At 39.5% G+C, this 26,263-nt stretch carries 32 protein-coding genes, 1 pseudogene and 1 riboswitch; of the genes and pseudogenes, 27 read left to right on the plus strand and 6 right to left on the minus strand.

Going from position 1 to position 26,263, the window contains the following annotated elements:
• Window positions 1–24: 24 nt before the first annotated feature.
• Window positions 25–798, minus strand: coding sequence for a COX15/CtaA family protein (locus JCM10596_RS24430; protein WP_234410433.1), 774 nt, complete (start codon window positions 796–798; stop codon window positions 25–27).
• A gap of 414 nt (window positions 799–1,212) precedes the next feature.
• Between JCM10596_RS24430 and cyoE the strand changes: the two genes are divergently transcribed.
• The 8 genes and pseudogenes from cyoE (at window position 1,213) to JCM10596_RS24440 (ending at window position 8,575) form a co-directional block, all read left to right on the plus strand.
• A complete protein-coding gene (cyoE, locus tag JCM10596_RS07365) occupies window positions 1,213–2,175 on the plus strand; it encodes a heme o synthase (protein WP_025026559.1) in 963 nt (320 codons plus the stop codon).
• A gap of 220 nt (window positions 2,176–2,395) precedes the next feature.
• Window positions 2,396–3,175, plus strand: coding sequence for a hypothetical protein (locus JCM10596_RS29110; protein WP_051541222.1), 780 nt, complete (start codon window positions 2,396–2,398; stop codon window positions 3,173–3,175).
• On the plus strand, window positions 3,154–4,293 hold the full coding sequence (locus JCM10596_RS27615) for a S8 family peptidase (RefSeq protein ID WP_081791946.1): 1,140 nt from the start codon (window positions 3,154–3,156) through the stop codon (window positions 4,291–4,293). The genes JCM10596_RS29110 and JCM10596_RS27615 overlap by 22 nt, the downstream gene beginning before the upstream one ends.
• Before the next feature lie 93 nt (window positions 4,294–4,386).
• Window positions 4,387–5,244 (plus strand): pyrroline-5-carboxylate reductase, encoded by an 858-nt coding sequence (gene proC / locus JCM10596_RS07375; RefSeq protein ID WP_025026560.1) that lies wholly within the window; start codon window positions 4,387–4,389, stop codon window positions 5,242–5,244.
• Window positions 5,245–5,385: 141 nt separating this feature from the next.
• Window positions 5,386–5,817, plus strand: a complete 432-nt coding sequence (locus tag JCM10596_RS07380) for a cell wall hydrolase (RefSeq protein WP_025026561.1) — start codon at window positions 5,386–5,388, stop codon at window positions 5,815–5,817.
• A 71-nt stretch (window positions 5,818–5,888) separates the two neighbouring features.
• Window positions 5,889–6,344: a spore coat protein GerQ gene (gerQ, locus tag JCM10596_RS07385; RefSeq protein ID WP_439644815.1), complete on the plus strand. Its 456-nt coding sequence runs from the start codon at window positions 5,889–5,891 to the stop codon at window positions 6,342–6,344.
• 65 nt (window positions 6,345–6,409) lie between these two features.
• A complete protein-coding gene (locus JCM10596_RS07390; RefSeq protein ID WP_025026563.1) occupies window positions 6,410–6,838 on the plus strand; it encodes a hypothetical protein in 429 nt (142 codons plus the stop codon).
• 107 nt (window positions 6,839–6,945) lie between these two features.
• Window positions 6,946–8,575, plus strand: a pseudogene (locus tag JCM10596_RS24440) (gamma-glutamyltransferase family protein).
• Between the two features lie 100 nt (window positions 8,576–8,675).
• Here the strand turns inward: JCM10596_RS24440 and JCM10596_RS07400 are convergent.
• On the minus strand, window positions 8,676–8,918 hold the full coding sequence (locus tag JCM10596_RS07400) for a DUF2573 family protein (protein ID WP_025026564.1): 243 nt from the start codon (window positions 8,916–8,918) through the stop codon (window positions 8,676–8,678).
• Between the two features lie 163 nt (window positions 8,919–9,081).
• Between JCM10596_RS07400 and JCM10596_RS07405 the strand changes: the two genes are divergently transcribed.
• Together JCM10596_RS07405 and JCM10596_RS07410 are read left to right on the plus strand one after the other, a co-directional pair.
• Window positions 9,082–10,074, plus strand: coding sequence for an aldo/keto reductase (locus JCM10596_RS07405; RefSeq protein ID WP_025026565.1), 993 nt, complete (start codon window positions 9,082–9,084; stop codon window positions 10,072–10,074).
• A 66-nt stretch (window positions 10,075–10,140) separates the two neighbouring features.
• Window positions 10,141–10,482: an SCP2 sterol-binding domain-containing protein gene (locus tag JCM10596_RS07410; protein ID WP_025026566.1), complete on the plus strand. Its 342-nt coding sequence runs from the start codon at window positions 10,141–10,143 to the stop codon at window positions 10,480–10,482.
• 89 nt (window positions 10,483–10,571) lie between these two features.
• Here JCM10596_RS07410 and JCM10596_RS29720 read toward each other — a convergent pair whose 3' ends face one another.
• A complete protein-coding gene (locus tag JCM10596_RS29720) occupies window positions 10,572–10,739 on the minus strand; it encodes a hypothetical protein (RefSeq protein WP_199900120.1) in 168 nt (55 codons plus the stop codon).
• Window positions 10,740–10,892: 153 nt separating this feature from the next.
• On the opposite strand from JCM10596_RS29720, the gene JCM10596_RS07420 reads away from it, so the two are divergent.
• Window positions 10,893–11,081 carry a hypothetical protein gene (locus JCM10596_RS07420; protein ID WP_025026567.1) on the plus strand — a complete coding sequence of 63 codons (189 nt, stop codon included), beginning with the start codon at window positions 10,893–10,895 and terminating at the stop codon, window positions 11,079–11,081.
• Between the two features lie 46 nt (window positions 11,082–11,127).
• Here JCM10596_RS07420 and JCM10596_RS24445 read toward each other — a convergent pair whose 3' ends face one another.
• Window positions 11,128–12,204, minus strand: a complete 1,077-nt coding sequence (locus JCM10596_RS24445) for a DUF2515 family protein (protein WP_081791947.1) — start codon at window positions 12,202–12,204, stop codon at window positions 11,128–11,130.
• Window positions 12,173–12,352, minus strand: coding sequence for a hypothetical protein (locus tag JCM10596_RS24450; RefSeq protein WP_034680799.1), 180 nt, complete (start codon window positions 12,350–12,352; stop codon window positions 12,173–12,175). Before JCM10596_RS24450 ends, JCM10596_RS24445 begins: the two co-directional genes overlap by 32 nt.
• 101 nt (window positions 12,353–12,453) lie before the next feature.
• Between JCM10596_RS24450 and JCM10596_RS24455 the strand changes: the two genes are divergently transcribed.
• From JCM10596_RS24455 to JCM10596_RS07450, 5 genes are all read left to right on the plus strand, one after another.
• Window positions 12,454–12,705 carry a DUF2533 family protein gene (locus JCM10596_RS24455; protein WP_034680802.1) on the plus strand — a complete coding sequence of 84 codons (252 nt, stop codon included), beginning with the start codon at window positions 12,454–12,456 and terminating at the stop codon, window positions 12,703–12,705.
• Between the two features lie 108 nt (window positions 12,706–12,813).
• The gene (locus tag JCM10596_RS07435) at window positions 12,814–13,158 is read left to right on the plus strand and encodes a hypothetical protein (RefSeq protein WP_025026568.1); all 345 of its coding nucleotides are present in this window, start codon (window positions 12,814–12,816) and stop codon (window positions 13,156–13,158) included.
• A 252-nt stretch (window positions 13,159–13,410) separates the two neighbouring features.
• Window positions 13,411–15,024 carry a citramalate synthase gene (gene cimA / locus JCM10596_RS07440; protein WP_025026569.1) on the plus strand — a complete coding sequence of 538 codons (1,614 nt, stop codon included), beginning with the start codon at window positions 13,411–13,413 and terminating at the stop codon, window positions 15,022–15,024.
• 124 nt (window positions 15,025–15,148) lie between these two features.
• The gene (locus JCM10596_RS07445; protein ID WP_025026570.1) at window positions 15,149–16,549 is read left to right on the plus strand and encodes a DEAD/DEAH box helicase; all 1,401 of its coding nucleotides are present in this window, start codon (window positions 15,149–15,151) and stop codon (window positions 16,547–16,549) included.
• A 113-nt stretch (window positions 16,550–16,662) separates the two neighbouring features.
• The gene (locus JCM10596_RS07450; protein ID WP_025026571.1) at window positions 16,663–17,793 is read left to right on the plus strand and encodes a DEAD/DEAH box helicase; all 1,131 of its coding nucleotides are present in this window, start codon (window positions 16,663–16,665) and stop codon (window positions 17,791–17,793) included.
• A 1-nt stretch (window position 17,794) separates the two neighbouring features.
• Here the strand turns inward: JCM10596_RS07450 and JCM10596_RS07455 are convergent, their stop codons facing one another.
• Window positions 17,795–18,196: a reverse transcriptase-like protein gene (locus JCM10596_RS07455; protein WP_025026572.1), complete on the minus strand. Its 402-nt coding sequence runs from the start codon at window positions 18,194–18,196 to the stop codon at window positions 17,795–17,797.
• Window positions 18,197–18,344: 148 nt separating this feature from the next.
• On the opposite strand from JCM10596_RS07455, the gene lepB reads away from it, so the two are divergent.
• The 11 genes from lepB to JCM10596_RS07515 all read left to right on the plus strand — a co-directional run.
• Window positions 18,345–18,965: a signal peptidase I gene (lepB, locus tag JCM10596_RS07460; RefSeq protein ID WP_025026573.1), complete on the plus strand. Its 621-nt coding sequence runs from the start codon at window positions 18,345–18,347 to the stop codon at window positions 18,963–18,965.
• A gap of 70 nt (window positions 18,966–19,035) precedes the next feature.
• Window positions 19,036–19,911 (plus strand): 5'-3' exonuclease, encoded by an 876-nt coding sequence (locus JCM10596_RS07465; protein WP_025026574.1) that lies wholly within the window; start codon window positions 19,036–19,038, stop codon window positions 19,909–19,911.
• Window positions 19,912–19,930: 19 nt separating this feature from the next.
• Window positions 19,931–20,578: an HD domain-containing protein gene (locus tag JCM10596_RS07470; protein ID WP_025026575.1), complete on the plus strand. Its 648-nt coding sequence runs from the start codon at window positions 19,931–19,933 to the stop codon at window positions 20,576–20,578.
• Window position 20,579: 1 nt separating this feature from the next.
• Window positions 20,580–21,113, plus strand: coding sequence for a hypothetical protein (locus tag JCM10596_RS07475; protein WP_025026576.1), 534 nt, complete (start codon window positions 20,580–20,582; stop codon window positions 21,111–21,113).
• 149 nt (window positions 21,114–21,262) lie between these two features.
• Window positions 21,263–21,805, plus strand: coding sequence for a hypothetical protein (locus tag JCM10596_RS07485; RefSeq protein WP_025026577.1), 543 nt, complete (start codon window positions 21,263–21,265; stop codon window positions 21,803–21,805).
• Between the two features lie 107 nt (window positions 21,806–21,912).
• Window positions 21,913–23,121 (plus strand): glycosyl hydrolase family 18 protein, encoded by a 1,209-nt coding sequence (locus JCM10596_RS07490; protein ID WP_025026578.1) that lies wholly within the window; start codon window positions 21,913–21,915, stop codon window positions 23,119–23,121.
• A gap of 41 nt (window positions 23,122–23,162) precedes the next feature.
• A riboswitch (guanidine-I (ykkC/yxkD leader) is annotated at window positions 23,163–23,261 on the plus strand.
• A 59-nt stretch (window positions 23,262–23,320) separates the two neighbouring features.
• Entirely contained in the window at window positions 23,321–23,662 is a 342-nt protein-coding gene (locus JCM10596_RS07495; protein WP_025026579.1) for a DMT family transporter, read from the plus strand.
• Window positions 23,662–23,976, plus strand: a complete 315-nt coding sequence (locus JCM10596_RS07500) for a DMT family transporter (RefSeq protein WP_025026580.1) — start codon at window positions 23,662–23,664, stop codon at window positions 23,974–23,976. Before JCM10596_RS07495 ends, JCM10596_RS07500 begins: the two co-directional genes overlap by 1 nt.
• Before the next feature lie 116 nt (window positions 23,977–24,092).
• Window positions 24,093–25,181, plus strand: a complete 1,089-nt coding sequence (locus JCM10596_RS07505; RefSeq protein WP_025026581.1) for a type III polyketide synthase — start codon at window positions 24,093–24,095, stop codon at window positions 25,179–25,181.
• Between the two features lie 24 nt (window positions 25,182–25,205).
• On the plus strand, window positions 25,206–25,751 hold the full coding sequence (locus JCM10596_RS07510; RefSeq protein WP_025026582.1) for an isoprenylcysteine carboxyl methyltransferase family protein: 546 nt from the start codon (window positions 25,206–25,208) through the stop codon (window positions 25,749–25,751).
• A 74-nt stretch (window positions 25,752–25,825) separates the two neighbouring features.
• Window positions 25,826–26,263, plus strand: a 438-nt coding sequence (locus JCM10596_RS07515; protein WP_025026583.1) for an Lrp/AsnC family transcriptional regulator, incomplete at its 3' end; no start/stop codon positions are given.

Raw genomic sequence — 26,263 nt, forward strand, 5'->3', positions numbered from 1 at the left:
CTAATGAGGAGAACCTTTTTTTCATTATTTTTTTCTGAAAACGTATAAAATAAGGTAGCATAGAATCCCAAAAAGGATAGAAATAATCAAAGCGTGAATGAGGGAAGCATAAAGATGAAGATCATAATGAATCATGACTCCACCGCTGATCACCTGCAAAAAGCATAATACGGCTAAAGAGAAACTGGACCAATAAAGAATTCGATCAGCTGCTAATTTCTTTCTAACGTATAGGAAGAGAGCAATGAAGCCAAATAAGAGAAATAGGGCAGCCACTCTATGACCAAATTGAACGCCTGTTTGACCAGATAGCTCAGGGATGATTTGACCATTACACAGAGGCCATCCTTCACAGCCCATTCCCGATCCTGTATGACGCACATAAGCACCAAGATACACGACAATATAGGTATAGATAAATAAAAAGCCAGTAAACTTTTTTACTTGTTGATCTGCCAGTGAAACGGGTAAATCAGAACGCTTGTCTAATTGAAAAATATAGACACATAATAACAAGATCGAGGCAAATGCTAATAATGAAAAACCAAAATGTGAAGCTTTAACTACATTAGATTGTCCAAATACGACTGCCATCGCTCCAAGAGCAGATTGTAATAAAAGAAAAAAGATCGCACTATAGTTAATGTAGCGTATTTCCTTATATCTTTTATACTTTACAGCAACCCAGATACAGAGGATCAGAATCATCAGACCGACCACTCCAGTTACGAGTCGATGAGAATATTCAATGACTGTTTCCAATGTGGGTTCAGGAGGAATCAAATGACCGTGACACAATGGCCAATTAGGTCCACAGCCTTCACCGGACCCTGTTTTGGTTACGAGGCTCCAGCCATCACGACAAGAAGCATGACAAGAGTAGTAAGAACGGCTAATGTTTTTAAAATAATGCTGGCACGAGTAGATTTCGTTTTCTTGTGTTGCTCCATGTAATCACCTGTTTCTAAGGGAAGGAGTGATTTTTGTCACATTTTATACATATTCGTAGAAAAATACAAGTTGTGAAGGTTTACCTTCTTCCCAAATTGATGTAGACTATCTTATGATAATACTATAAAGACATTATAAAGCATAGTGGAAAGAAATAATGAACAAAAGCATCATTCTTCATATTTCTGTCACAACTTATGAGATGTTTCTCATTGCCAATGACTAAATAGGAAAATTGAAAATAAAAAAGGAGGGATTAGAGTGGACAAAAACATAGCAAGTATTGATGTAGTAAAAGGAAAATATGTACCTCATCATGTTATGGAACCAGGCCCTCTATCTGATAAAAAACTCACAGGAACTTGGAAGGATTATGTTTCTGTAACGAAAGTTGGAATCATTTTAAGTAATCTTATTACCGTTATTACAGGGATGTGGTTAGCCTCTATTTATTCTGGAATCGAACTTACCTTGGGTGTGATTCTCTTAACCATATTAGGTACCTCACTTATTATTGCATCAGGAACCTGTTTGAACAACTATATCGACAGAGATATAGACCCCTTAATGAAACGAACGAAGAAAAGAGCTTTAGCTGAAGGTAGATTAGACCCAAGAAATGTACTGATCATGGGATTTGTACTGGCTGTTTTGGGAACGCTGTTACTGTTATATGTTAATCTACTAACAACGCTTGTCGCATTGTTTGGTCTTTTCATGTATGTTATTGTCTACACGATGTGGCTTAAGAGAAAGCATTCCATTAATACAGTTGTAGGGAGCTTTTCCGGAGCGGTACCTCCTGTTATTGGATGGGTAGCCGTTACCTCTTCCATTGATGCAGGGGCCTGGCTCTTATTTGGAATCATGTTTTTATGGCAGCCTCCCCATTTCTTTGCTCTTGCAATGAGACGCTGTGAGGACTACAGGGCAGCTGGAATTCCTATGCTTCCTGTTGTGAAAGGGTTTGCTGAAACGAAGAAACAAATGCTTTATTTTGTCATCGCACTTATCCCAGTTTCCTTTGCCTTATATTTTGTGATTCCGGCTTTAGGCTACAGCTATTTGGTACTTGCAGCCATTTTAGGCTTCACGTGGTTAGGGTTATCGATCCAAGGATTTAGAGCGAAGGACGAGATTTTGTGGGCAAGAAAGTATTTCGTTTTCTCTCTAATTTATTTGACCTTTTTATTTATCGGGATGATTATTGTGACGTTATTTTAAAAAAACACACAGAGTATTGAAAAGTGAGATACACTTCAATCAAGTTGTATGAATGAATGTAGATGCCTATAGCTGATAAAAACGAGTAGACAGTTTTTATCAGCTATAGGTTTTTTGTTTGATTTTCCCGATCTATCTTTCTCTTTTATGAAAGTTTACCTGCTGAATAGTGCATCCTAACATGTGAGAACAACTAGAAAAAAACAGGAGAGATGCTTAGATGAAACGTAGAAGAAGAACCCCTATTGTTTTATTGCTCTTATTTATGTTTCTGCTTATTCCCTTGTGGGCTGTGTTCCATGATCGCAATGGAGGGGAGGTCAACTTATTTGGATTGTTTCAAAAACAAGAGAACCAATCGCAGGTATCTCCGAAAATTTTAGACCAGGTTTTAGCGAAGGATTTATCCTTAACGACTTCTTTGTTTGTAGATCAGTTGTCGGCTCAGATTGACCGATGGGAAGAGTATGACGTTTCTTCAGCAGAGATGAAAGAACAGTTCGAACGTGAATTAAAAGAGCATAAACATTTCCATTCCTTTGCTTATGTAAATGGTGAAAAAATTGAAGTGAAAAAAGGAGAGCTTTCTAGTGTTGAGCTAGAAAAAATAAAAGAGCTTACCAAGTCTGAGAAGGATGTGTATTATTCTGATCCCTATGAAAAAGGGGAAAAACAATTTATGATGGTGGCAAAAAAGAATAAGGAGAATAAATGGATTGTCGGTGAGGTTGATTTAAGCTTTGTGAAAAGATTTGTTGGAGAATTAGCTTCTGTAGCTGATGCGAATGGAAATTTTTTTATCTCACAAGATGGGACCAAGGTGAAGTTTGAAAATGAAGAAGAAGGGGATAAAGGAAGGGCAACGGAAGAAGTTCCAGAACTTGGCTGGCAAATTGTTGTTCAATCTACCGGAGAGCAAGAAGAACAGGAAAAAGTGCATTTTAGAAAAGGGGAGGCTATCGTCAAATTTAGGGGGATATGGATATTGAAGAATGGTTAGGCAATGAACCGCAGATTCGAGTCAAGAAAGAAAGCCCACCCTATTATCTCTTAGTGCATGAACAGATGGATACAGATGAATTTGTGGCTAGTTTAAGAAATCAAGCTGGATTTGAAAGTGTGGAACCCAACTACATTTATACAAAACAAACAACAGGCGCAGTTCAGGAGCCTAATGATGAATTTTATCAGCCGTACCAATGGAATTTGTCACAGATTCAGGTGAAAGAAGGCTGGGAAATCTCAAGTGGTTCTGAAGAAGTGATTATTGCTGTCTTAGATACGGGAGTGGATCTGAAGCACCAAGACATAGCTGAAAAGATGGTTGAAGGTTTTAATGCATTTGATGGTTCATCTGATCCCACTGATGAACATGGGCATGGAACGCATGTAGCTGGAATTTCCTCTGCCATTACGAATAATGTCAAAGGAATCGCGGGTGTATCCTGGAGAAACAGAATAATGCCTATCAAGGTTTTAGATGAAAAGGGGGAGGGGAGCCTTTTTGAAATCACGAGTGGGATACGTTGGGCTACAGATCATGGAGCCAAAGTAATCAATATGAGCTTAGGGGACACAGAAAATTCGCCTATGCTCTATGATGCGATACGATATGCCTATGAGCATGATGTGATGCTGATCGCTGCTGCTGGGAATGACAACGTCAGTCAAATGATGTATCCAGCAGGGTATGAAGAAGTTCTAGCCGTTTCAGCAGTAAATCCTGACAAAACCAAAGCAGAATTTTCTAATTACGGTTCTCATATTGATGTTGCTGCACCTGGTGAGAGTATTCCAAGTCTATTTCCAGATAACCACTATGTGTATATGTCAGGAACATCGATGGCGGCTCCTCATGTTTCAGGAATGGCTGGGTTAATTCGATCAGTAAGACCTGATTTGTCCAACGAAGAGGTGATGAATCTGATCCGACATACAGCCGAGGATTTAGGAGATGAGGGACATGATTCTTATTTTGGATATGGGCTGATTAACGTAGCAAAAGCTTTGGAATACGTTCAGGCTCATCGTGAAGTTGCCTTTGCTAATGCTGAAAGAACTCGGGAATTAGAAGAGCCATGGTATTTGTACTTTTTTAGGGAGTTATTTAACAGATAACAAATTTAAGGTTGACAGTCCTGTTCTGACACTTTAAAGTCAAATAATATAAAGTGTACGACGATTGTGTAGGAGAGAGAGTGGGGGAGAACTTTGATTGATCAACGTAAAATTTGCTTTGTGGGAGCAGGGGCAATGGCAGAGGCAATTCTTTGCGGACTTCTGAATAAAAGAATTGTCAAGCCAGGACAAATATCTGTAACCAATAAGGATGACCGTTTTCGCTTAGATGAATTAGTGTATAATTTTGGAGTCGTAGCCGATTTAGAATTAAAATATAAGTCAGTGCAAGAGGCAGATGTCTTGATTTTAGCCATGAAACCAAAAGATGTCCGAAGTGCTTTACAAGATATTCGTCAATATACGAATCCGCAACAATTAGTGATTTCTGTTGTGGCAGGAATATCTACAGAGTTAATTAACAAATTATTAGGGCATAATGCTCCAGTAATTCGAACGATGCCTAATACCTCTGCTATTGTTGGTTTATCAGCAACAGGTTTATGTGCGGGACAATTTGCAGCAGCAGAACATGTTGCCTTAGCTCAAGAAATATTTGAGTCTATTGGGACAGTTGTAGTAACCTCAGAGGATCAGCTCGATGCGATTACAGGCATTTCTGGAAGTGGTCCCGCTTATATTTACTATTTAGTTGAATCCATGATAGCTGGGGCAGGTGATGTGGGAGTACCGCCAGAAGAAGCAAAATCACTGATCCTACAAACGTTAATTGGAGCAGCACAAATGCTGCTTGAAACTGGAGAAGATCCCGCTTATTTAAGAGAAAAAGTAACAAGTCCTAATGGAACGACTCAGGCAGGCTTGGATACATTGCGGAAATATGAATTTGAACAGGCGATTCGTGCCTGTATCCAACAAGCGACCAAACGCTCGAAGGAGCTAGGGTCTACTTTATCCGAAGAGCCGGTAGAAGAAAACAGTTCGAAATAAATAAAATGTTTGAACCGAGCAGAATAAGGATCGATTCCTATGTGAAGGCATAGGGATTGATTCTTATTTTTTGTTCTAACCATTAACACTTTTGGGCGAAGGCTAATATATTGTATGGAGTCTATATTGTGAGGTGAAGCGATGGCCGTCATAAAAGCAAACGAAAGCGATAGACAGCTACTGGCAAGGTTAATCAGAGCTGAGGCAGAAGGGGAAGGAGAGCTGGGGATGCTCATGGTAGGCAACGTTTCTGTCAATCGTGTCAGGGTGAGATGTCTAGATTTTAAGGACATTAACTCGATTGAAAGAATGGTCTATCAGTCGCCCGGTGGATATGAAGCTGTTCAAAAACCTTATTTTTACCAAAGAGCTAGAGAAAAGGAACTTCGACTTGCAGAAAGATTGGTCAGAGGTGAAAGATTTCATCCTGCTGATCGAGCGTTATGGTTCTTTAGACCAGAGGGTTCATGTCCAGCTCAATGGTGGAATCAATGGAATGCAGGAAGGTATAAATTACACTGTTTCTATGCACCATTAGCATCTGAATGTCCAGATGTAGATTCAGTTTATTAAATTTTGAGAGAGAAACTTAGGAGGTAAGTATGTACCATAATCAAATGAATTTACCAGATCAAAACGTACCAATGGAAGGATTCATCCCATCCGTCCCATATGAATTTCCTCAACAACTAACAGTTCCTGTTCCAAGTGGAGCCGCTATTCCGACCACTCCATATCCGATGACACACCCTGTTGGAGTCCCTGGAGTCACTCAACCTGCGATATTGCCCGGACAAATGCCCACGCCAGGGATGTTACCATTAGAGCAATCCTACATTGAAAACATTCTTCGTTTTAATCGAGGGAAAAGAGTCAGAGTTTATCAGACCTTTGAGTATAATCCGGAATGGCCAGCCAAAATTTTTGAAGGAATCATCGTTGAAGCAGGACGTGATCATCTGATATTATCTAACCCCGATACGGGAGAGAATTATCTCCTCTTAATGGTTAATTTGGACTATGTTGAATTTGCAGAACCGATTGATTACATCCCGCCTACATTACCAGGATTTGTATTACAAAGTATTCCTGCTAGGTAAGTATAAGATTTTCATTCTATGTCTATACTTCTAGCAAAGAAAAACAACATAGAGGTGGGATTAGAATGAAATCACTATTTTCACGTTGGACTTGGAAAGGGTTCTTAATACGCTACAGCGTGATCCTTATAATATTATTGGCGATCAATTTCATTATGAGTAAATCGGATGATACCCATACGAATGACACCTATCAGACACAGGCGACTCAGCCGAGTTTCGAAGTGACTCACGAGGTAAAGGGTCAAGAGGTGCATATGGAGTTTGAGCTTCAGCATTTTGAACTATCGCTCAAAAATGTGAACAAAGAAAAAGTGAATGGGCAGGGACATCTTCATGTTTATATTGATGGAGAAAAAGTAGCTAAAGTCTACGATAAACATTTTGTCCTCAAGAATGTTCCTATGGGCACACATGAAATAAAAATTGAGTTGGCTCATAATGACCATGAATCCTTGGGGATCGATAAGAGCTTTACAGTGAAAATACAATAGAGTGTGTAAAAAAAGAAGGCGCCAATTACGTCTTCTTTTATTTTTTTTCGTCAATCTAAATAATATGATATGCTATTTTTAATGAATCTTACCATTATGAGAACAGGATGCAGATTGGAGTGAATAGATTGCAATTTGATTCCTTATATTATCCTTATTCGTCACAAAGAATGAATGTCTATGCTACGAAAGGAATGGTAGCTACTTCCCAGCCACTTGCGGCTCAAGCTGGCTTAGATGTACTAAAAAAAGGCGGTAATGCGATGGATGCAGCCATTGCCACAGCAGCCTGTCTAACGGTAGTGGAGCCAACATCGAACGGAATAGGTGGAGATGCCTTTGCCCTGATTTGGACCAATGGAGAGTTACATGGTCTTAATGCAAGTGGTTCAGCCCCGCAAGCCATTTCAATAAAGGCTATTCAAGAAGCTGGATTTTCTGAGATGCCGCGCTTTGGCTGGGCACCTGTAACTGTACCAGGAGTACCAGGAGCTTGGGCAGAAATATCGAAGCGTTTTGGACGTCTCTCATTATCAGAGGTTGTTGAGCCTGCGATTCGTTATGCGAGGGAAGGCTTTGCCATTTCGCCGATCCTAGGTCATTATTGGAATAAAGCATATCAAATGTATTCGAGAGAGCTCGTGGGGCAAGAATTTGAAGAGTGGTTTAAGGTCTTTGCTCCAAATGGATGTGCTCCTCAAATTGGAGAGCGGTGGTCTTCAGCTAGTCATGCAAAAACATTAGAAGAGATTGCTATGACTCATGCAGAATCATTTTATCGGGGTGAACTGGCGGAGAAAATCGATCATCATTCACGAAAAGCGAATGGCTATTTACGAAAAGAGGATCTGGCATCCTATCGTCCAGAATGGGTCAAACCGATTAAAATAAACTATCGAGGCATCGATGTTTGGGAAATCCCTCCCAATGGACAAGGCTTATTGCCTAATGGCGTTGAATATTGTAAAAGAAGATATTTTCAGCGAAAAAGAATCTGTCGACACCTACCATAAGCAAATTGAAGCACTGAAATTAGCTTTTGCGGATGGTCTACATTTTCTTACGGACCCTCAGCATATGAAGGTGGATGTGGAGGAGTTACTATCTGAAGCCTATGCTCAAGCTCGCAGATCCACCCTGACAGAAATAGCTCATCTTCCCAAAGTGGGAAATCCACAACGAGGTGGGACTGTTTATTTAGCCACAGCGGATCAAGAGGGAAATATGGTTTCGTTTATCCAAAGTAATTATATGGGCTTTGGTTCTGGAATTGTTGTGCCAGATACGGGAATTGCCTTGCAAAATAGGGGACATACTTTTTCCTTAAATCAGGCGGAAGAAAATTGTTTAGCCCCAGGTAAAAAAACCTATCACACAATTATTCCAGGCTTTTTAACCAAGGGATCGGAAGCAGTGGGTCCGTTTGGGGTGATGGGTGGATTTATGCAGCCGCAGGGACATCTCCAAGTCGTGATGAACATGATCGATTTTAACCTAAGTCCTCAGGTGGCGCTAGATGCGCCAAGATGGCAATGGATAAAGGAGAAGACTATTCAGGTAGAGCCTCATTTTCCAGATCATATTGCCCAAGCCTTGGCTAGAAAAGGACATCATGTTGTCAAGATGCTGGACACTGGAAATTTTGGCAGAGGTCAAATTATAATAAGGGATCAAAAACATGGAGTCTATGTAGGGGGAACAGAAGGGAGGACAGACGGTCATATTGCTGTTTGGTAACATAGTGCAAGTTCTATTTCAGAGAATACTTGAAACCCTATTCCAAGCGAGGGTGTTGTATGCAATGCCATCATTGTAATAGGGAATCAAAGCTTAAGTATTACGATTGGGTTTTGTGACTCTTGTTGAGATGCTGTACTTCTTCAAAGAGTTGTTTCATTTTCGTTCTAGATTCTGGGTTGTCTTGATGCCAATGTTGAAGTAAAGCAGGCATGGTTTTATTCATATGGGAGTACAATGCCCAAATCTTCACTTTTTCGATCGTTTCTGACGAAGACTGACCTGTTAATAATTCCGTATATTTTTCAAATAGATGCTGAAATTCTTTTTCAAATGGGTGCAAGTAAATCCCTCCTTTTACTTTCTTCATTCTATGATAAGTCTACAGGAAAAAGTCAAGAGCACCAAATTGTATGATCTTATCGTTTATTCTTTGCTCAGATTTAGTGTTACAATATAATGAAGGGACTGAAGTTCTTGTATTTAACCATGTAGGAGGAATGAACGTGGAATATCGCACATTAGGAAAAAGTGGTTTAGCCGTTTCTGAACTCTGTCTAGGAACTATGACCTTTGGTAAAGCGACAGAGGAAAAAGATTCCATAGAAATGATTCATCGCTTTCTAGATGCGGGTGGTAATTTTCTTGATACGGCTGATGTATATGTCGAGGGAAGATCAGAAGAAATTGTAGGGAAAGCCATCAAGGATCGACGCTCAGAGGTTATCCTAGCAACAAAAGTACGAATGAAGGTAGGTCCTCATCCTAATGATCTTGGTTATTCGAGAAAACGGATCATGGATGGAGTTGATGCAAGCCTAAGAAGATTACAGACAGATTATATTGATTTATATCAACTGCATGTTTGGGATCACCTAACTCCCATTGAAGAAACCTTAAGAACCCTTGACGATTTAATTACAGTGGGGAAAGTAAGATACATAGGATGCTCTAATTTCTTGGCGTGGCAGTTAATGAAATCACTTTCATACAGCGACTTTAATCGCTATGCACGTTTTATTTCGATACAGCCACAATATAGTTTAGTGAATAGGGAAATGGATCGCGAAGTGATGTCTTTATGTTTGGAAGAAAATGTTGGAGTTATACCTTGGGGACCTCTAGGCGGTGGTTTCTTAACAGGGAAATATTCAAGAGGAGAAGTCCCAACAGAAGGACGGTTGAAAGTTCCGACAGGTAGTGAATCTAGCTGGGAAGTGAAAGGGACGGAGGCGAACTTTAAGATCTTAGATACTGTTCGTGAAATAGCTGAGGAAACACAGAAAACGCCTGCTCAAGTGGCATTAAACTGGTTGATTCATCAGCAAGGGGTTACTTCACCTATTTTTGGTGCACGAACCTTAGCTCAATTTGAAGAGAATATGGGAAGTGTCGGGTGGACATTAACCGCAGAGCAGTGGGAGCGTTTAGATGAAATCAGTGCGCTTCCTGATGAATATCCTCATCGTTTTATTAAAAAGTTTCAAAGAGTCTTATAGAAAATAAGGGAATGAATGTGCTTCATCGCTAAAGAAGTCGTTCAATAATGAAGGGGGAGTAACTCAATGAGTGTACAATCAATTCTTGCAGAATTAACCAATAAAGTGAATCAATCTCCAGAGATCCTAGCTGGTATGAACACGGTTTTTCAATTTGATATAAGTGGGGATGATCAAGGAACCTTTCAGGTTAAGATTCAGGATAACCAAGCTGTTTTTACGAATGAGGCGAAAGAAGAGCCAAAAGCAACCTTTGTTTTATCCGATAAAAATTTTGTGAAGTTAGTAGAAGGAAACTTAAATCCAACCACAGCCTTTATGATGGGAAAAATCAAAATCAAAGGGGATTTAAGCGCTGCTATGAAGCTACAGTCTTTACTCAAGGCTTATCAAGGCGGAGGAGTTTAATCCAAAAGAAGTAAGGGAAATAATCATATAATGGCGTGGGACTTCCGTAAAGCATTGAAGAGTGCGAATGGATGTCCCTTTTTTTAGAATTAGTTTAATCCATTTTCTTGGAGAGCATGCTCCCAGCTTGGATAGTAGTAGAGAGCGTGCTTCATCAGATCAGGATCTGATTTTTTTATTTTTTTCTTATTTAATGGATCTCCTTGAGAATGTAAGTTCTTTAATTTGTTAGAAACCTCTTCCATGCTCATTTCCATTTAGCAACCCTCCTTTGCTTTTTATATTTCTAATTTTTTCTATCTATCTCAAAAATATACCTTTTATTTTTATTTTTCGTATAGAAAGAGGAAAAAGTGTGATACTATAGGTGCTTTTTTAAACTGGGTAAGAGTTAGAATGGAGGGAATGACATGTCTGAAAATCGAAATGAAGATCCACGTAGAGCACAAAACTCACCCAATCCAAGAAGTCATCCATCTAGACTAGATCAATTTGGCAGAGCTGGAGAGATTCCAGAAACTGAAGGAGAGGCTCTAGATATGACTTACAATGAAACTCCCTCAAAGAAAGTGACAAACATTGAGGATGACAGAGCATAGAGGGCTCCCCATTATAAAGTAGACTTCCATCAGATGGAAGTCCACTTTATTTTTTATTCCATTGCTGTTTGGCTAGGATGGCTAGCTCTACTCGATTTAAAGCGTTACAGAAATCAGTAGTGATGTCAACATCAGAAGCAAGAGAGAGAGGCTCCAAATAGATAAGAGGACTTAAATCGACGAACCAGTCAAAACGCTCAGGCTCTCTCCATTGCTCATCCTGCCAAGCTACAGTCAACTCCGGGCTATAAAAACGAGGTGCACCATGTTTCAGCTGGCATTTGATCAGACGTTCCTTGCCATAGTATCCCCCTTGTGTTTCATCTTGCTTCGAGAAAAGCGTAGGCCAATAATCGGCTCTGGAGCCTGTATGCCGATGCTGTAAGGCAAATATTCTACAGCCCTCATGTATACTCGATATGCCAAATAATATAGAATATAGCTTCCTGCCTGCTTCGATTCGATCAGCGAGACGGGTGAAACGTTGAACAGTGATGCCAGCAAGAGCAATTGAAGAAGATCTAAGCCAGCGTTTTGTTTCTTGATAAGGTAACAATACTTGAGTCAACTGTAATATAGATTGAGCAGTAAATTCCAGTGTGTTGAAGACAATTTGTTTAAATTCAGGATGCTGGACGATCCGTTTTTCAATATAATGTTGTTCATTTATGATTAGAGCCAGTGTTAATAGTGAAGAATCACGACTTTCCCAGAATTCTTCCCAAAAAGGAAGCATGAATGCTGAAACATGAAAGACAGGTAATAAATGAAATAAGCTTCTGCCTACACGCAGACTTTCCTTATAGAGAAGAAGCTGTGGATAAGCATTTTGAAAGATATAAGCATTGCTGGTTTCAAGAAAGAGAAAGAAATGTTCTCTTTTTTCCTTCTCTAGTAGATGGGGCAATAAATCTCCTTTTAGATCGGTCATGGACCAGCCTCCATTACGGGAAACCATATGAGCTAGAAAAGCCCAGTGAAGCTCAGGAAGTTCAATAAATATATCGAGATAGGCTTTGGTTCTGGTGATATTGTTCCGATTGAAATGCGAAGTTTTTTTGTTGATTTCTGCTATAAGGATCTGATCTTTTTCATATAAAAAGGGCAGCTTCTTTTTTTTGATCTAGCTGTTGACTAAGCTTTTCTTCGATTTTTTTCTTTTTTTCACTAGACATTCTCCTCCCGGTCTTAGGAGTGAAATGAGTAGAAAAGCTAGACCAAAGGGTATATAATTTGTTGATTATCCCTATCACCTTATTATGAGGCGCCATTTATTCTCCTCCTTTTCTTTCATTTTTACAATAAATTTGTTTGGGGTATGTCAAAAAAATGGTATACTATTTTAAAAGTAATATTGTGTGGAGGAACTTACATGAGTGTTCATAAAGCTATTAGTCAGCATTCCCAAAAACAACACCAAGCGTTGAAAAAATTTATGGAACTAGACGCGAAACGTGAATTCTATATTGAACAAGCGATAAACAAATGTAAAAAAAATGAATCTTTTTCGGTTGAAATAATCAATCAAGTCACCAAAGAGATTAACGAACTAGCTGTTCATGAAATTGTTCCAACGCGAAAATACGTGACTGAAGACATGATTAAGGCATATGTTAGCAAATAACGAAAACAAAAAATGAAAAATAACTCCTGCACATATTTTTGTCCTCTATAGGTCATTCTATGAGAGTAAGTCAGGCTTACATAGAATATTTCTTAAGGAGGAAGTAATATGTATCAGACACAAGGAGTTATCTCACAAATTCAAAACACCCTGCAACAAATGCAAATGATGGAAAGCCAAAATGCAAATCAGTTAAGACAATTGGCTCGCCATCTTGAGGAAATCGCTCAACATGAAAATGCGGCTACTCATCAGCTTCAAGAATTAAATCAATTATGTAATCAACTAGTACAAGAAACTCAAAGAATCACTAATCAGTCAACCATTCAACAAACTGCCTATGGTGTTAACCAACCAGCCACGTATGCAGTAAACTCAACGCAACCTCAAAGTGGGGTTCAATTGCCTTATCCTTTAAGCAAACAAGGAACTACCTATAATCAATATCAATAATCAATTTGTATGATATAAAAAGAGCACCTATGTAGCGAATACATGAGGTGCTCTTTTTTATCTCGTCTTAATGTCGGTAATATTCCCTCCTAATAAGAGGGAGATAACTGACGCTAAGAAAAACTAAAGTAGGATCATGGAATAGGTCAAGAGAAATATAGAAACCTTACCCAATGTATGATATACTTTATTGAAATATTTAAAAAATTAGATAAAAAGGTAGAATAGGTGGAGAATGTGGAGGGAGAAACTTTGAATCAAGTATTAATTTATGACACGACACTTCGAGATGGTACTCAAGGAGAGGGAATCAGTTTATCCGTAGAAGATAAGTTAAATATTGCCTTGCGTCTTGATCAGTTCGGCGTTCATTACATTGAGGGTGGATGGCCAGGGAGCAATCCAAAGGATATGGAGTTTTTCATAAAAGCGAAGGAACTCCCATTAACAACAGCCAAAATCACGGCATTTGGAAGTACTAGAAGGCAAGGAATACTAGCAGCAGATGATGAAAACCTACAAAAGCTCTTAGAAAGCGGAGTGAAGGTAGTTACAATATTCGGAAAGTCATGGGATTTTCATGTTACTGAAGCACTAAAAACCACATTAGAAGAAAATCTTGCCATGATCTACGATTCAGTGAAATTTCTAAAAGAGCATCAGCTTGAAGTTATCTTTGATGCAGAGCATTTCTTTGATGGTTACAAGCACAACGCTGAATATGCCATCTCGGCTCTTAAAGCGGCAGAAAGAGCTGGAGCCGATTGGGTCGTTCTCTGTGATACGAATGGGGGTACACTTCCTCATGAGATTGAAGAGATCGTAACAAGGGTAAGAAGCGAGTTACATACCTCAATCGGAATACACTGTCATAATGATGCAGAATGTGGAGTAGCCAATTCTATAGCCGCTGTTCGAGCAGGTGCTAGACAAGTTCAGGGAACCATGAATGGATATGGGGAAAGATGCGGAAATGCCAACCTTATTTCAATTATTCCGAATCTTCAATTAAAACTAGATTTTCGATGTATTAAGGAAAGTCAATTACAGCAATTGACTAATCTATCAAGGTATGTCCATGAAATAGCCAATGTTGTTCAACCCAAAAATCAGCCATTTGTTGGAGTCAGTGCTTTTGCCCATAAGGGCGGGATGCATGTAAGCGCCATATTAAAAGCGCCTGAAACCTATGAACATTTGGAACCGGAGAAAGTGGGGAACAAAAGGCGGGTTCTTGTATCAGAGCTTGCTGGACAGAGTAATCTTATTTTTAAGGCGAAGGAATTAGATATTGATTTAGATAAATCAAATCCAATAAATAAAGAAGTCATTCAAAAACTCAAAGAAAAAGAGCATGAGGGCTACCAATATGAAGGAGCTGAAGCATCATTTGAGCTCTTATTAAGAGAAAGCTTAGGCGAGCTTCACGAATTATTCAGCTTGGATTCATTCAAGCTACTGGTGGAAAAATCAGCGCATGAATCGATTACAACAGAAGCCATCATCAAACTTAAGGTAGCTAATGAGATTGTTCACACAGCAGCCGAAGGAAATGGACCTGTTAACGCACTTGATAATGCGCTTCGCAAGGCTTTGGAAACGTACTATCCACAATTAAAGGAAATGAGCTTAAGCGATTATAAGGTGCGTGTATTAGATGAAGGGGGGGCTACAGCCGCTAAGGTGCGTGTACTGATAGAGTCGACAAATGGCAAAGAAAAATGGACAACAGTAGGGGTATCAGCAAATATCATCGAAGCGAGTTGGCAGGCATTAAGTGATAGTATACGCTATATCTTGATGGGAGCAGAGGAACCTAAGCCCACGATTCATCAGGAAGAAAGAATAGGAATTAGTAATCATTAGCTCTATTGGCTAGGATATCAACTAAAAAACCGTTAGGGGAGTGACCATCTAACGGTTTTTCGTTTTGCTTTCAGGGAAAAGTAAGATACAATAAGAGATGCAACTGAAGAAAGGAGAGATCTCCATGTCTAGTTTTACTCAATTTAATTTAAAACCCGAGATCATGAAAGGAATTGAAGACCTTTATTTTATAAAACCCACACCGATCCAGGAAAAAACCATTCCTATCGCCTTACAAGGCAAGGATCTGATAGGCCAAGCACAGACAGGAACAGGGAAGACGGCTGCTTTTGTCATTCCTATGCTACAGAAAATCAATCCCAATAAAAATCATATTCAAGGTTTAATCATGACACCAACAAGAGAGTTGGCGATTCAAATTACCGAGGATGTTGAAGATCTGGCGAAATATCTTGATGTAAATGTGGTTTGTCTTCATGGTGGGAGAGATATTCAAGCTCAAATGAACAAGTTAAAAGGAAAAGTACATATTGTGGTAGGTACACCAGGTAGAATTCTTGATCATATTGGCAGAGAAACCTTACATTTTGGCAGAATAGAGATGCTGGTCCTAGATGAAGCAGATAAAATGCTTGAAATGGGCTTTCAAGAAGATGTGGAAGCCATAATTGCTACAACTTCTCCGAAGAAACAAAGCCTTTTATTCTCAGCTACGATGCCTGATCGAGTGAAGCAACTCTCCCATCGTTTTATGTTTCAACCACCTCATCTACGAGTAGAAATGAAACAAGCCACTTCCGAAACAACGAAGCAGTATTACTATGTGATTAATCAAAGTGAGAAAATAGAGGCTTTGTTACACTTATTACCCGAGCTTAATCCTTACCTCTGTATCATTTTCGTCAACACTCAGAATAGAGTGGAACAAATTACAGAGAAGCTACAAGAAGAAGGGCTGGAGGCAAAAGCCTTACATGGAGGACTCTCACAGAACAAGAGAGAGCAACTGATGGAGGGGTTTAGACAGATTAAATTTCAATATTTAGTTTGTACAGATATTGCAGCAAGAGGGTTGGATGTAGAAGGGGTAACACATGTCATTAACTATGACCTCCCTTCTGATACAGAAAGTTATATTCATAGAGTGGGAAGAACAGGAAGAGCCGGACAAGAAGGAGTAGCAATTACCTTTGTTTCTCCACGCCAAAAGACGATTATGAGCAAGATTGAACGAGCGATTCGTCAGAAAATCGAGCAGAAAATAATGACTCATGAGAAGGAGTTTGGCATATTCACTTCTACTCCAAAGGAACAGAAGGAAACAGAGGGAAAAGCGAACGCTAAGAAAAAAACATTCAGACGCTCCCCACAAGCTCAGGATGTAGCCAAACAAACGGATAAGAAAAAAGTAAAACCAGGCTATAAGAAAAAGATCGAAATGGAAAAGAAGAAAGAAGTTCAACGAGCCAAACGAAAGAAAGTTCAACAAGCGGTCAATGAAAATATCAGAAAAAAACGTCGTCAAGAAGGGGCACAAGCGAAAAGAAATTCCTCTTCTCGTTAAAATCATAGATCAGAGGCAATCCTCTAGACGATGTAAAGCCGAAACACTCTTTCGAACAGATATTCTTGGAAAAGTACAGATAAAGGAGTTTAACAATGGTTAATGATTTAGAGATGGTATCTACCTTTCCGCAATTTTTACAAAAAGCATGGGAGAAGCAGGGGTTTCAAGAAATGACAGCTATACAGGCAAAAGCCATCCCACTGATTCGTCAGGGGAAAGACCTAATTGCTGAATCTCCAACAGGCACGGGGAAAACATGGGCTTATCTTCTTCCCCTTCTAGAAAAAATCAAGCCAGATATCAAGCAAGCACAAGTCGTGATATTGGCTCCTACAAGGGAATTAGTGATGCAAATTCATCAGGAGGTGCAGAAGCTGCTCTCAGGAACGGACTTGACAAGTGCTTCTTTCATTGGAGGTGCGGACATCAAGCGTCAAGTGGATAAGCTGAAATCCAATCCTCGAATCGTGGTGGGTACACCAAATAGGATTATTGAACTAAATAAAATGAAGAAATTAAAAATGCATGAAGTAAAGTCCATAGTGGTCGATGAAGTGGACCAAATGCTATCCTTGGGATTTATGGATCATGTGCAAGAGGTTATAAAAACGACGTTAAAAGATCGCCAGCTCCTTTTCTTTTCTGCAACTGTCCCAGCCAAGATTGAGCAAATGGCAGAAAAAATGATGATGGAGCCGGAAACGATTCGTATTGCTCGGAGTGAGCTAGCTCCCTCTAAGGTTGAGCACATGTATCTCATCTGTGAACCTAGGGAGAAGGTGGACTATATTCGCCGTCTGGTACGCATGAACTCAAAGAACAAAGCGCTCGCTTTTATAAATGAAACCAACACAGTGGGTCAAATTTCGGCAAAGCTTGAATTTATGGGAATTAAGCATGGAGTGTTAGATGGTCTATCATCAAAAACAGAAAGAGAGTCCATCCTTAATCATTTTCGGGAAGGAAGAATTGAATTGCTACTCGCAACAGATATTGCTGCGCGAGGATTAGATATCGAAGGCTTGACGCATGTGATTCAGGTAGATCTTCCTGCCAATGTAGAGTCCTATATTCATCGTTCAGGGAGAACAGGGAGAATGGGAGCAGAAGGAACCGTGATCACACTGATTTCCAAGTTCGAAGAATCCAGCTTGAAAAAATATGCCCAGGCGATGTCAGTTGAACTACAGAGCAAGAAGCTATATGGCGGAAAATTAGAGAATCCTAAGCCAAGCAAGTAAATTACTTTTCTTGCTTGGCTTGCTTGATGCCTTTTTTGGCTAAAGCGTCAGCCATATGATTTTGTTTGGTAGGAATCCATTTAAGAAAAAACAAATCGAATTTTCGTGATAATTCTAGGGCTTCCTGTAGCAAGGGTTCAAAAAGTTTATTTTTGACAAACTCTTTTTCAACAGCCCGTTCGATTAATTGTGAATCGGTATGGAAAGAAACCATTCTTACTTGTTTATCAAGACAGAGGGAAAGGGCTTTGATAAAAGCATGATACTCTGCTTCATGATTTGACATGATCCCAAGGTAGAAGGAGTGCTGTTCTACCTTCCCTGTGTCATCTATAATAAACACTCCAGCACCTGATGGACCGGGGTCACCCGCACTGGCTCCATCAAAATATACTTTTATCATCTTTTGAACCTCACTTCACTTGATCTGTATTTCCCAAAAAAAGTTCATTTAGCAGGAATTTAGTGCTACTGCACGAATAATATTCATTATACATAACAGTTTATCTTAATAATACTAGTTTTGGCTAGGGAGAGAAGGAGAACAGAGCATGTTTGTCATTCGGATTTTAAAGGAAATAGTTGAGTGGACAAAAACATTAATTTTTGTTTTTAGTATCACCATTTTGATTAATGTATTTATCTTCGAACCCTATACCGTCAGCGGTAGCTCGATGGAACCCACCTTTCAAGGGGCGGACATATTTTCGGCGAATGATGTACTTAAGGCAGACCGTGTTTTTTTATTTAAACTCCCTCATATCCTTGGAGTAGAAGCGAAACATGGTGATATTGTCATCGTTGATAGTCGTGTCGAGCGCATAAGAACATTGAAGGATGAGTTCCTCGATAATTTTTTGGTTAGTTTGATTCGAGGGCATCGAAGCGAGGATTTCTGGATTAAAAGAGTGATTGGAAAAGAAGGGGATGTGTTAGAGTACATAGATGGAAAAGTATACCGTAATGGTGAGGAATTAAACGAGCCGTATATCAATGAAGAGATGGAAGAACCTTTTACTAAAGTGGTTGTTCCAGAAAACCATGTGTATGTGATGGGAGATAATCGTAATCTAAGCAAAGACAGCAGAGCCATTGGCGCCATTCCTGTGGAAAATATTCGAGGAAGCGTTGTGGTTCGCTACTATCCCTTTGAAAAGATCAGGACATTTTAGTCCTGTTTTCTTTTTTTTTCAGCTATTCATTGTGTGATATAATACAACTATTAAAAAAGACGGAGGAGAGATGAAATTGTCCAACCAGCAATCCGTGATGCTTGTCGATGGAATGGCTCTACTATTTCGCGCGTACTACGCCTCATCCTATACAGGATATATTATGAAAACCAGCACCGGTATACCAACAAATGCTGTACATGGCTTCGTTAAGTATTTTTGGGATGCTGTACAAACCTTTCAACCAAGTCATGTTGTTTGCGTCTGGGATATGGGAGCCCATACCTTTCGTACGGAACTATATGATCAATATAAAGCCAATCGTGTGGCGCCACCAGAAGAGCTGGTGCCACAGTTTGACCTCGTGAAGGAAGTTGTAGATAGCTTTGGAGTCCCTAATATCGGTGTGCATGGTTATGAAGCAGATGATTGTATTGGTACATTAGCTCATTGTTATAGTCAAGAAATGAATGTTCAGATCTTGACAGGGGACCACGATAGTCTACAGCTTCTTACAGATCGAATCAACGTCATCATTATGAAAAAAGGAATGTCCAACTATGCCGTGTATACTCCTCAATTATTTCTTGAAGAAAAGGGCATTACCCCTCAGCAATTTATTGATTTAAAGGGCTTAATGGGGGATACTAGTGATAATTATCCAGGTGTAAGAGGAATTGGAGAGAAAACGGCATTAAAGCTGATACAGGAGCATCAATCTATTGAAGGAGTCTTAGACAACCTTTCATCTTTATCGGCAGGGATTCGAAAGAAAATAGAGGAAGATATGGAAATGCTTCATCTCTCTAGAAAGCTAGCTGAGATACGCTGTGATGTACCACTGGAACATTCTTTAGAGGAGTGTTTGTGGGAGTTAGATAAGGAAAGAGTGAAGAAACAATTCGAATTGTTGGAGTTTAAAAATCTAATGAAGCTAATTAGCTAGAAGATCTATGAGGTGAAGAATGAATAAAGAAAAGATACTTCAAGCCACTAGAGAATATGTTCAACGAGAATTGGAAAATGAGAGCAGTGGACACGATTGGTGGCATATCTATAGAGTTACACAGCTCGCAATAAGAATGGCAGAGAGGGAAGGTGCAGATCAGTTCATTTGTGAACTATCTGCTCTTTTACATGATATCGCTGATGAAAAGTTAAATGAAAGCGAAGAAATCGGGTTGCAAAAAGTGCGAAGCTGGCTTGGACAGGTTCAGGTGGAGGAAGCTCTGATCAAGCAAATCCTTGAGATTATTTCCGCCATGTCCTTTAAGGGAGGAAACCGACCTCCGATGAGCAGCCTTGAAGGAAGAATCGTTCAGGATGCAGATCGACTTGATGCCATAGGGGCTATTGGGATTGCTAGAACCTTTGCTTATTCGGGTGCGAAAGGACAGCTTATCTATGATCCTAAATTACCGCCGCGCGAGGCAATGAGTGCTGAAGAATATCGCTCAGGTAAAAGCACGGCAATTAATCATTTTTATGAAAAGCTATTAAAGCTCAAAGAGCTGATGAACACGGAGACTGGGAAAAGCATAGCGGAAGAAAGACATCAGCGTTTAGTAACATACTTAGAGGATTTCTATTTAGAATGGAATGGGAAGGGATAGCATGTTTGATCCTACGATCTATGAGAATTTAAAAGTGGTAATTGAAGGAGCAGTATATGATCTTGATTTAGCAGGGGTGATTGACGTCACGAATCGCATAGATCGAGTCGAATTATCTACGATGAGTCGTAATTACATGATCCAATTTCAAGCTAAAGAAGATGATAGTACGTTAGGTGAAATAAGGCTTGTGGCAGATACAAAGGATCTAGCATCAGAAATCCTTGAGCAAGAGGATGAATACACTCCAGGATGTCTTGTTCGAGTCAGGTTCCAAGTAAAGGTAGAAAACATAGAGGAAGAATGTGCGGAGATCAACAAATGCTTACAAGACATATGGGGGCACCGTCCGCATATTCAGCAGAAGGTTTCTTATCTCTATGATAGCGTGGAGCAAGAATTACTTCTCATGCCTTCTTATAACAATGAGATTTCCTTGGAATTTGGACGCAAAATTGATGAAGGGCAGATTGACGATATGAGGGAGCTCATCGATTTGACTCTTCATAGTATCCATGCTTTAAATGAACGCTAATAAAGGGAGATGACAGCGAAATGGATGAGTTTTTTAAACGGAGAAGCAAGAATCAATTCTTGTATTATTTTATGATTGCAACCCTTCTATTTGGAGTCCTGCTTTTTGGAGCGGGAATTTATCTCATCTTTATTTTCTAGAGAATTTAATTGCCTGAAGTCCTTATATCTGCACTTCTCATTAGACAAGGAGTGATTTTTATCTTTGAATTAACTTATGGTAACCTAGCCTTGGATCAGGATTTACAAATTGTGCAAGCAGATGTGTTGTTGAAAATAGATGATGAAATCGTAATTGATGAAGCACTCTGTATAGATGTTGGACTGGCTGCTCTGGTACAAAGCTGTCTAAAGACATTTCGACCTAATCGCTGGGCAGAGGAAAAGGAATGGGAGAAGATCCCCTTTTTTGTTTGTGGTTGTGGCGATGCAGATTGTAGAGCTTATTCCTTTATAGTAGAACATATCTCTCCAGATGAGATTAAACTCTATGAGATAGAAGAAAGAATGAATCAGGATGATCGAGTCTACCAAAGCTGGACCATTAACAAGCGAGAATATGTTGAAGCTGTCCTCGATGTGGCTCAGCAGTTTTTAACGTTTATAGGACCACTGGACTATCGACCGCTCTTTCAAGAAAGGCTCTTTATCCTGAAGGAATTAGTAGATCAAGTCTACCATTCCAAAAACTAGGTGCTAAGAACTACCAAAAAATCTACTTATTGACCTAGCGAAACAACTCGCTAATCTACCGACATAATTAGTAGGATGTATTCTACTAAAAGGGAGAGATTAGCAGCATGAACAAACTGATCAAAATTCTTACTGTGTTCCTTCTTATTATTGCCATTATCATTAGCTCAGTACCACAATCTGCAGATGCCAATGCCAAAGGAAAAGCAAAGGCTCCAAAGTTTAATGAACCGACTCCTGTCGAACAGCCAGCACCAGTACCAGTGGAGGAGCCTATTGTGACTCCAGAACCTGGGGAAGAAACTGTACCTGCCCCAGAAGCTACACCTGCTCCAGCTCCGAAGGATCCCAAGATTGTTCTAGGCTACTATGTCAAATACTGGTCAACAGACCAAAATAGCTACAATAGTCTTGCTCAGTATGGGGATTATATGAACCAGATTTCTATGGCTACTTTTAACGTGACAGCTACAGGGACAGTAACAGGAGATGTGCCGAGCGATGGAGTCAGTCTAGCAGACTCAAAAAATATTAAATCGTACGCAGCCATTCACAATATAGACAATGGAAATTTTTCACCTCAATTAGCACATCATATTTTATCTAATGTCAACCTACGCACCACTACCATTACGAATTTATTGGCATTAGTGAAGAACAATGGTTATATTGGAGTCAATATGGATTTTGAAAACATGTATGCCAGTGATCGTGCTAATTATAATCAATTTATCAGAGAATTAGTCAATGTATTTCATGCTGAAGGATTAAAAGTCATGGTTTCAGCTCCAGCCAAAACAGCTGATTTTCCCTCAAGTGCATGGGTAGGAGCCTTTGATTATGCTACACTAGGTCAAACAGCGGATTATATTCAATTAATGACGTATGACCAGAATGGGAGCTGGTCCAATGTAACCGGACCAGTTGCTGGATATAATTGGGTAGAAAATGTGTTAAAATATGCTGTATCCCAAATTCCTTCTGAGAAAATCCTCATGGGTCTTCCTGCTTATGGATATGATTGGAATACAACGGCTGGATCAGGTCATAAAGCTGTAACATGGAGAAATATCCCGAATATTTTAGCTGCAACGGGCGCTACTCCACAATGGGATGAAGCTTCTAAATCTCCATATTTTCATTATACTGATTCATCCGGACATCGACATGTGGTTTGGTATGAAAATGAGCTGAGCATTTTAGAAAAAACAAAGCTTGTTGAAAAATATCAATTAGGCGGAGTATCTGTATGGAGAATGGGCTTGGAAGATGAATCATTCTGGAAAGCAGTGGAGCTAGGTTTGCAAGCTCAATAATCTTTAAAAAGTATGATATTTGCAGTGAAAACAAACGAAATAGAAAAGTTTTCTAGGGTTCCGCAAACATTTGTATTGGTCTGGTCCGAGAGAAAACTCACAGTTTTACTGTGTCACGGAGGGATAAAAGCCTGGGAGATAACTGTTTATCAGTTTCTCTCAGGTTTTTTTAGTCACAATTACTGGAGGTAGATCACGAATGAACTCAACTTGGTTTAAAGTATATTTGGCTTCTTTTTTTGAAGTCTTATGGGTAATCGGCTTAAAACATGCAGATGACACTATCACTTGGATAGGTACAATCATTTCTATTGTACTTAGTTTTTATCTATTGATTATATCTGGACGTAAGCTTCCAGTAGGTACAGTGTATGCTGTTTTTGTTGGTCTTGGCACCGTAGGCATTGTTTTAGCCGATATTCTCTTTTTTGGCGAGCCCCTTAAAATGAAGAAACTTTTTTTCATTCTTCTTTTATTAATAGGAGTTATGGGTTTGAAACTGGTTACAGCAGAACAAAAGTCAGAAAGGAAGGATTTATAATGGCATGGGTATTTTTAGTGATAGCAGGCTTTTTTGAAATGTTTGGTGTGGCGATGATTCATCGCTGGAATCAGAACCGAAACTGGAAATCTATATCTTTTATCATAGTTGGATTTGGAGCTAGTTTTCTGTTTCTTGCTTTTGCCATGGAATCTTTGCCTATGGGGATTGCTTATGCCGTATGGACTGGAATCGGAGCTTCTGGTGGTGCTGTCATCGGAATGCTTATTTATGGTGAGCCCAAGGAATGGAGAAGAATCATATTTATTTTTATGATTTTATCGGCAACCGTTGGATTAAAACTAGTTTCATGAATAAAGAATTTTCATGCTCCATAGGAAAACATGATTTGCCTAAAAATTGGGTATACCAAGGGTAAGAAAGATTTATTCATATATGTCGTTAGGATTTGATCAACAGGAGGTTGCCCATGCCTAAGATACTTTCCGTAGGAACCTATTCTCCCCCTTATCAAGTGAAGCAAGAAGTTGCGGTAGAATTTGCCAAAGAAATGTTTCAGGAATCATATGATGATATAGAGAGAATGCTGCAGGTGTTTGTTAATGGACAAATAGAAAAGCGTCACTTTGCAGCGCCTCTAGATTGGTTTTATGTACAAAAAACATTTCAGGAAAAAAATGATCTTTACATCTCAAAAGCTGTGGAGTATGGAGGAAAAGCGATTGAGGCTTGCCTAAACAGCACACAATTTTTGAAAAAAAATATCCCATATGAGCAGATTGATGCTATTTTTTTTATCTCTACTTCAGGGCTATCGACTCCAAGTATAGAAGCACGAATCATGAATCATTATCCTTTTCGTTTGGATACCAAGCGAATTCCTATTTGGGGGCTCGGTTGTGCTGGGGGAGCGAGTGGACTTTCGAGGGCATACGAGTATTGCCTAGCTTTTCCAGAGTCTACTGTCCTCGTCCTATGTGTAGAATTATGCAGCCTCACTTTTCAGCAGCAGGATAAATCAAAAAGCAACTTAGTGGGAACCTCTCTATTTGCGGATGGAGTAGCCGCAGTTGTGATGTGTGGAGATAAAGTAAGGGGAGAGGAAAGAAGCTCTCTCCCGTCGGTTCCTGTCATTTTAGGAACTCAGTCTACACTACTACCTAATTCGGAGGATGTGATGGGGTGGAACGTTCAAAATGAAGGGCTCCATGTTGTATTTTCTAGATCTATCCCACATTTAGTCAGGAAATGGCTAGGTCAAAATGTGGAGGGTTTTCTAGATAAATATTCGCTAGATGTAAGAGATATTGATGTGTTCATTGCCCATCCTGGGGGAAAAAAAGTGATTGATGCCTATCAGGGTGCATTAAGCATCCCACAAGAAAAAATGAAATATGCTGAAGAGGTACTAAAAGAGTTCGGCAATATGTCTTCAGCAACGGTATTATACGTTCTTGAAAGGGTTCTGCTAAACGGACGAGAAGCAGGGGAACTTGGAATGATTTCAGCATTGGGTCCCGGTTTTAGCTCAGAGCTCTTGTTAGTTCAGTGGACATGACAAAAAAAGAAAGGGAAGGTGTTTATGTTTTTTTGGTTCTTATGGATTATAGTTATTCTCCAGCGCCTAGTTGAACTTCAGGTCGCCAAGGTCAATAAAAAATGGATCATGGCTCAAGGGGGCTATGAAGTGGGGCAAAGTCATTACAAGTATATGGTTCTGTTACACAGTCTTTTTTTTCTAGTATTACTTGTTGAGGTTCAATTATTAGACCGGTCATTAGCTGTCTGGTGGTATATTCCTTTCAGTGTTTTTATGCTCGCACAGATCTTAAGAATATGGTGTCTCTCTTCGTTAGGGAGGTTTTGGAATACAAGAATTATGATCCTTCCAGGGGCGCAGGTGATTGAGAAAGGCCCATATCGTTGGATTAGGCATCCTAATTATGTGATTGTCATTGCTGAAGTTTTGTTTCTCCCTCTCATTTTTCAAGCGTTCTATACAGCACTGCTTTTTACGATACTTAATGCTCTAATGTTATCTATTCGCATACCCTATGAGGAAAAAGCATTGAGAGAAGTCACAAATTATAGAGATGTATTCGACCACCGCCCCCGATTACTCCCATAGAAAAAAACGATCCTTGCTTTTATAGCTCGTCGTGATTTATGATTATTTACAAAGTCATGGATGGAGGAAAGAAGATGGATCATACTCGAACAAATGAATTATTAAGACTTTTAGAGGAAGACGCCCGATTAGAGCCTGCAACCATTGCTACAATGATGGGTGTAACAGAGGCGGAAGTCAGGGAGGCCATTGCCAAATTAGAAAAAGAAAAGGTTATATTAAAATATCCAGCTCTCATTAACTGGGACAAGACAGATGGGAAGGGAACGGTTACTGCAATGATTGAGGTGAAAGTAACTCCTCAAAGAGATGTGGGATTTGACCAAATTGCTTCTCGTATTTATAAATTCCCAGAGGTGCAATCCGTGTATTTGATGTCTGGCTCTTATGACCTCTCTATCGTCATTGAGGGTGACTCAATTAAGGATATCGCCTTTTTTGTTTCACAGAAATTGTCGACCTTAGATAATGTTATTTCGACGGCGACTCACTTTATATTAAAAAAATATAAG

The organism is Caldalkalibacillus mannanilyticus JCM 10596 (assembly GCF_000615945.1).
GTDB lineage: Bacteria > Bacillota > Bacilli > Caldalkalibacillales > JCM-10596 > Bacillus_AT > Bacillus_AT mannanilyticus.

Bases quoted from the DNA above. Each gene is read 5' to 3' on its own strand.
- lepB (WP_025026573.1), top strand. From the start codon at position 18,345: ATGTTTGTCATTCGGATTTTAAAGGAAATAGTTGAGTGGACAAAAACA.
- JCM10596_RS07490 (WP_025026578.1), top strand. From the start codon at position 21,913: ATGAACAAACTGATCAAAATTCTTACTGTGTTCCTTCTTATTATTGCC.
- JCM10596_RS29720 (WP_199900120.1), bottom strand. From the start codon at position 10,739: ATGGAAATGAGCATGGAAGAGGTTTCTAACAAATTAAAGAACTTACAT.
- JCM10596_RS07495 (WP_025026579.1), top strand. From the start codon at position 23,321: ATGAACTCAACTTGGTTTAAAGTATATTTGGCTTCTTTTTTTGAAGTC.
- JCM10596_RS07455 (WP_025026572.1), bottom strand. From the start codon at position 18,196: ATGATAAAAGTATATTTTGATGGAGCCAGTGCGGGTGACCCCGGTCCA.
- JCM10596_RS29110 (WP_051541222.1), top strand. From the start codon at position 2,396: ATGAAACGTAGAAGAAGAACCCCTATTGTTTTATTGCTCTTATTTATG.
- JCM10596_RS07445 (WP_025026570.1), top strand. From the start codon at position 15,149: ATGTCTAGTTTTACTCAATTTAATTTAAAACCCGAGATCATGAAAGGA.
- JCM10596_RS07390 (WP_025026563.1), top strand. From the start codon at position 6,410: ATGAAATCACTATTTTCACGTTGGACTTGGAAAGGGTTCTTAATACGC.
- JCM10596_RS07450 (WP_025026571.1), top strand. From the start codon at position 16,663: ATGGTATCTACCTTTCCGCAATTTTTACAAAAAGCATGGGAGAAGCAG.
- JCM10596_RS24455 (WP_034680802.1), top strand. From the start codon at position 12,454: ATGAGTGTTCATAAAGCTATTAGTCAGCATTCCCAAAAACAACACCAA.
- JCM10596_RS07420 (WP_025026567.1), top strand. From the start codon at position 10,893: ATGTCTGAAAATCGAAATGAAGATCCACGTAGAGCACAAAACTCACCC.
- JCM10596_RS07380 (WP_025026561.1), top strand. From the start codon at position 5,386: ATGGCCGTCATAAAAGCAAACGAAAGCGATAGACAGCTACTGGCAAGG.
- JCM10596_RS07510 (WP_025026582.1), top strand. From the start codon at position 25,206: ATGTTTTTTTGGTTCTTATGGATTATAGTTATTCTCCAGCGCCTAGTT.
- JCM10596_RS07470 (WP_025026575.1), top strand. From the start codon at position 19,931: ATGAATAAAGAAAAGATACTTCAAGCCACTAGAGAATATGTTCAACGA.
- JCM10596_RS27615 (WP_081791946.1), top strand. From the start codon at position 3,154: ATGGATATTGAAGAATGGTTAGGCAATGAACCGCAGATTCGAGTCAAG.
- JCM10596_RS07465 (WP_025026574.1), top strand. From the start codon at position 19,036: ATGAAATTGTCCAACCAGCAATCCGTGATGCTTGTCGATGGAATGGCT.
- JCM10596_RS07435 (WP_025026568.1), top strand. From the start codon at position 12,814: ATGTATCAGACACAAGGAGTTATCTCACAAATTCAAAACACCCTGCAA.
- JCM10596_RS07505 (WP_025026581.1), top strand. From the start codon at position 24,093: ATGCCTAAGATACTTTCCGTAGGAACCTATTCTCCCCCTTATCAAGTG.
- JCM10596_RS07500 (WP_025026580.1), top strand. From the start codon at position 23,662: ATGGCATGGGTATTTTTAGTGATAGCAGGCTTTTTTGAAATGTTTGGT.
- JCM10596_RS07410 (WP_025026566.1), top strand. From the start codon at position 10,141: ATGAGTGTACAATCAATTCTTGCAGAATTAACCAATAAAGTGAATCAA.
- JCM10596_RS07475 (WP_025026576.1), top strand. From the start codon at position 20,580: ATGTTTGATCCTACGATCTATGAGAATTTAAAAGTGGTAATTGAAGGA.
- JCM10596_RS24450 (WP_034680799.1), bottom strand. From the start codon at position 12,352: ATGGCGCCTCATAATAAGGTGATAGGGATAATCAACAAATTATATACC.
- gerQ (WP_439644815.1), top strand. From the start codon at position 5,889: ATGGAAGGATTCATCCCATCCGTCCCATATGAATTTCCTCAACAACTA.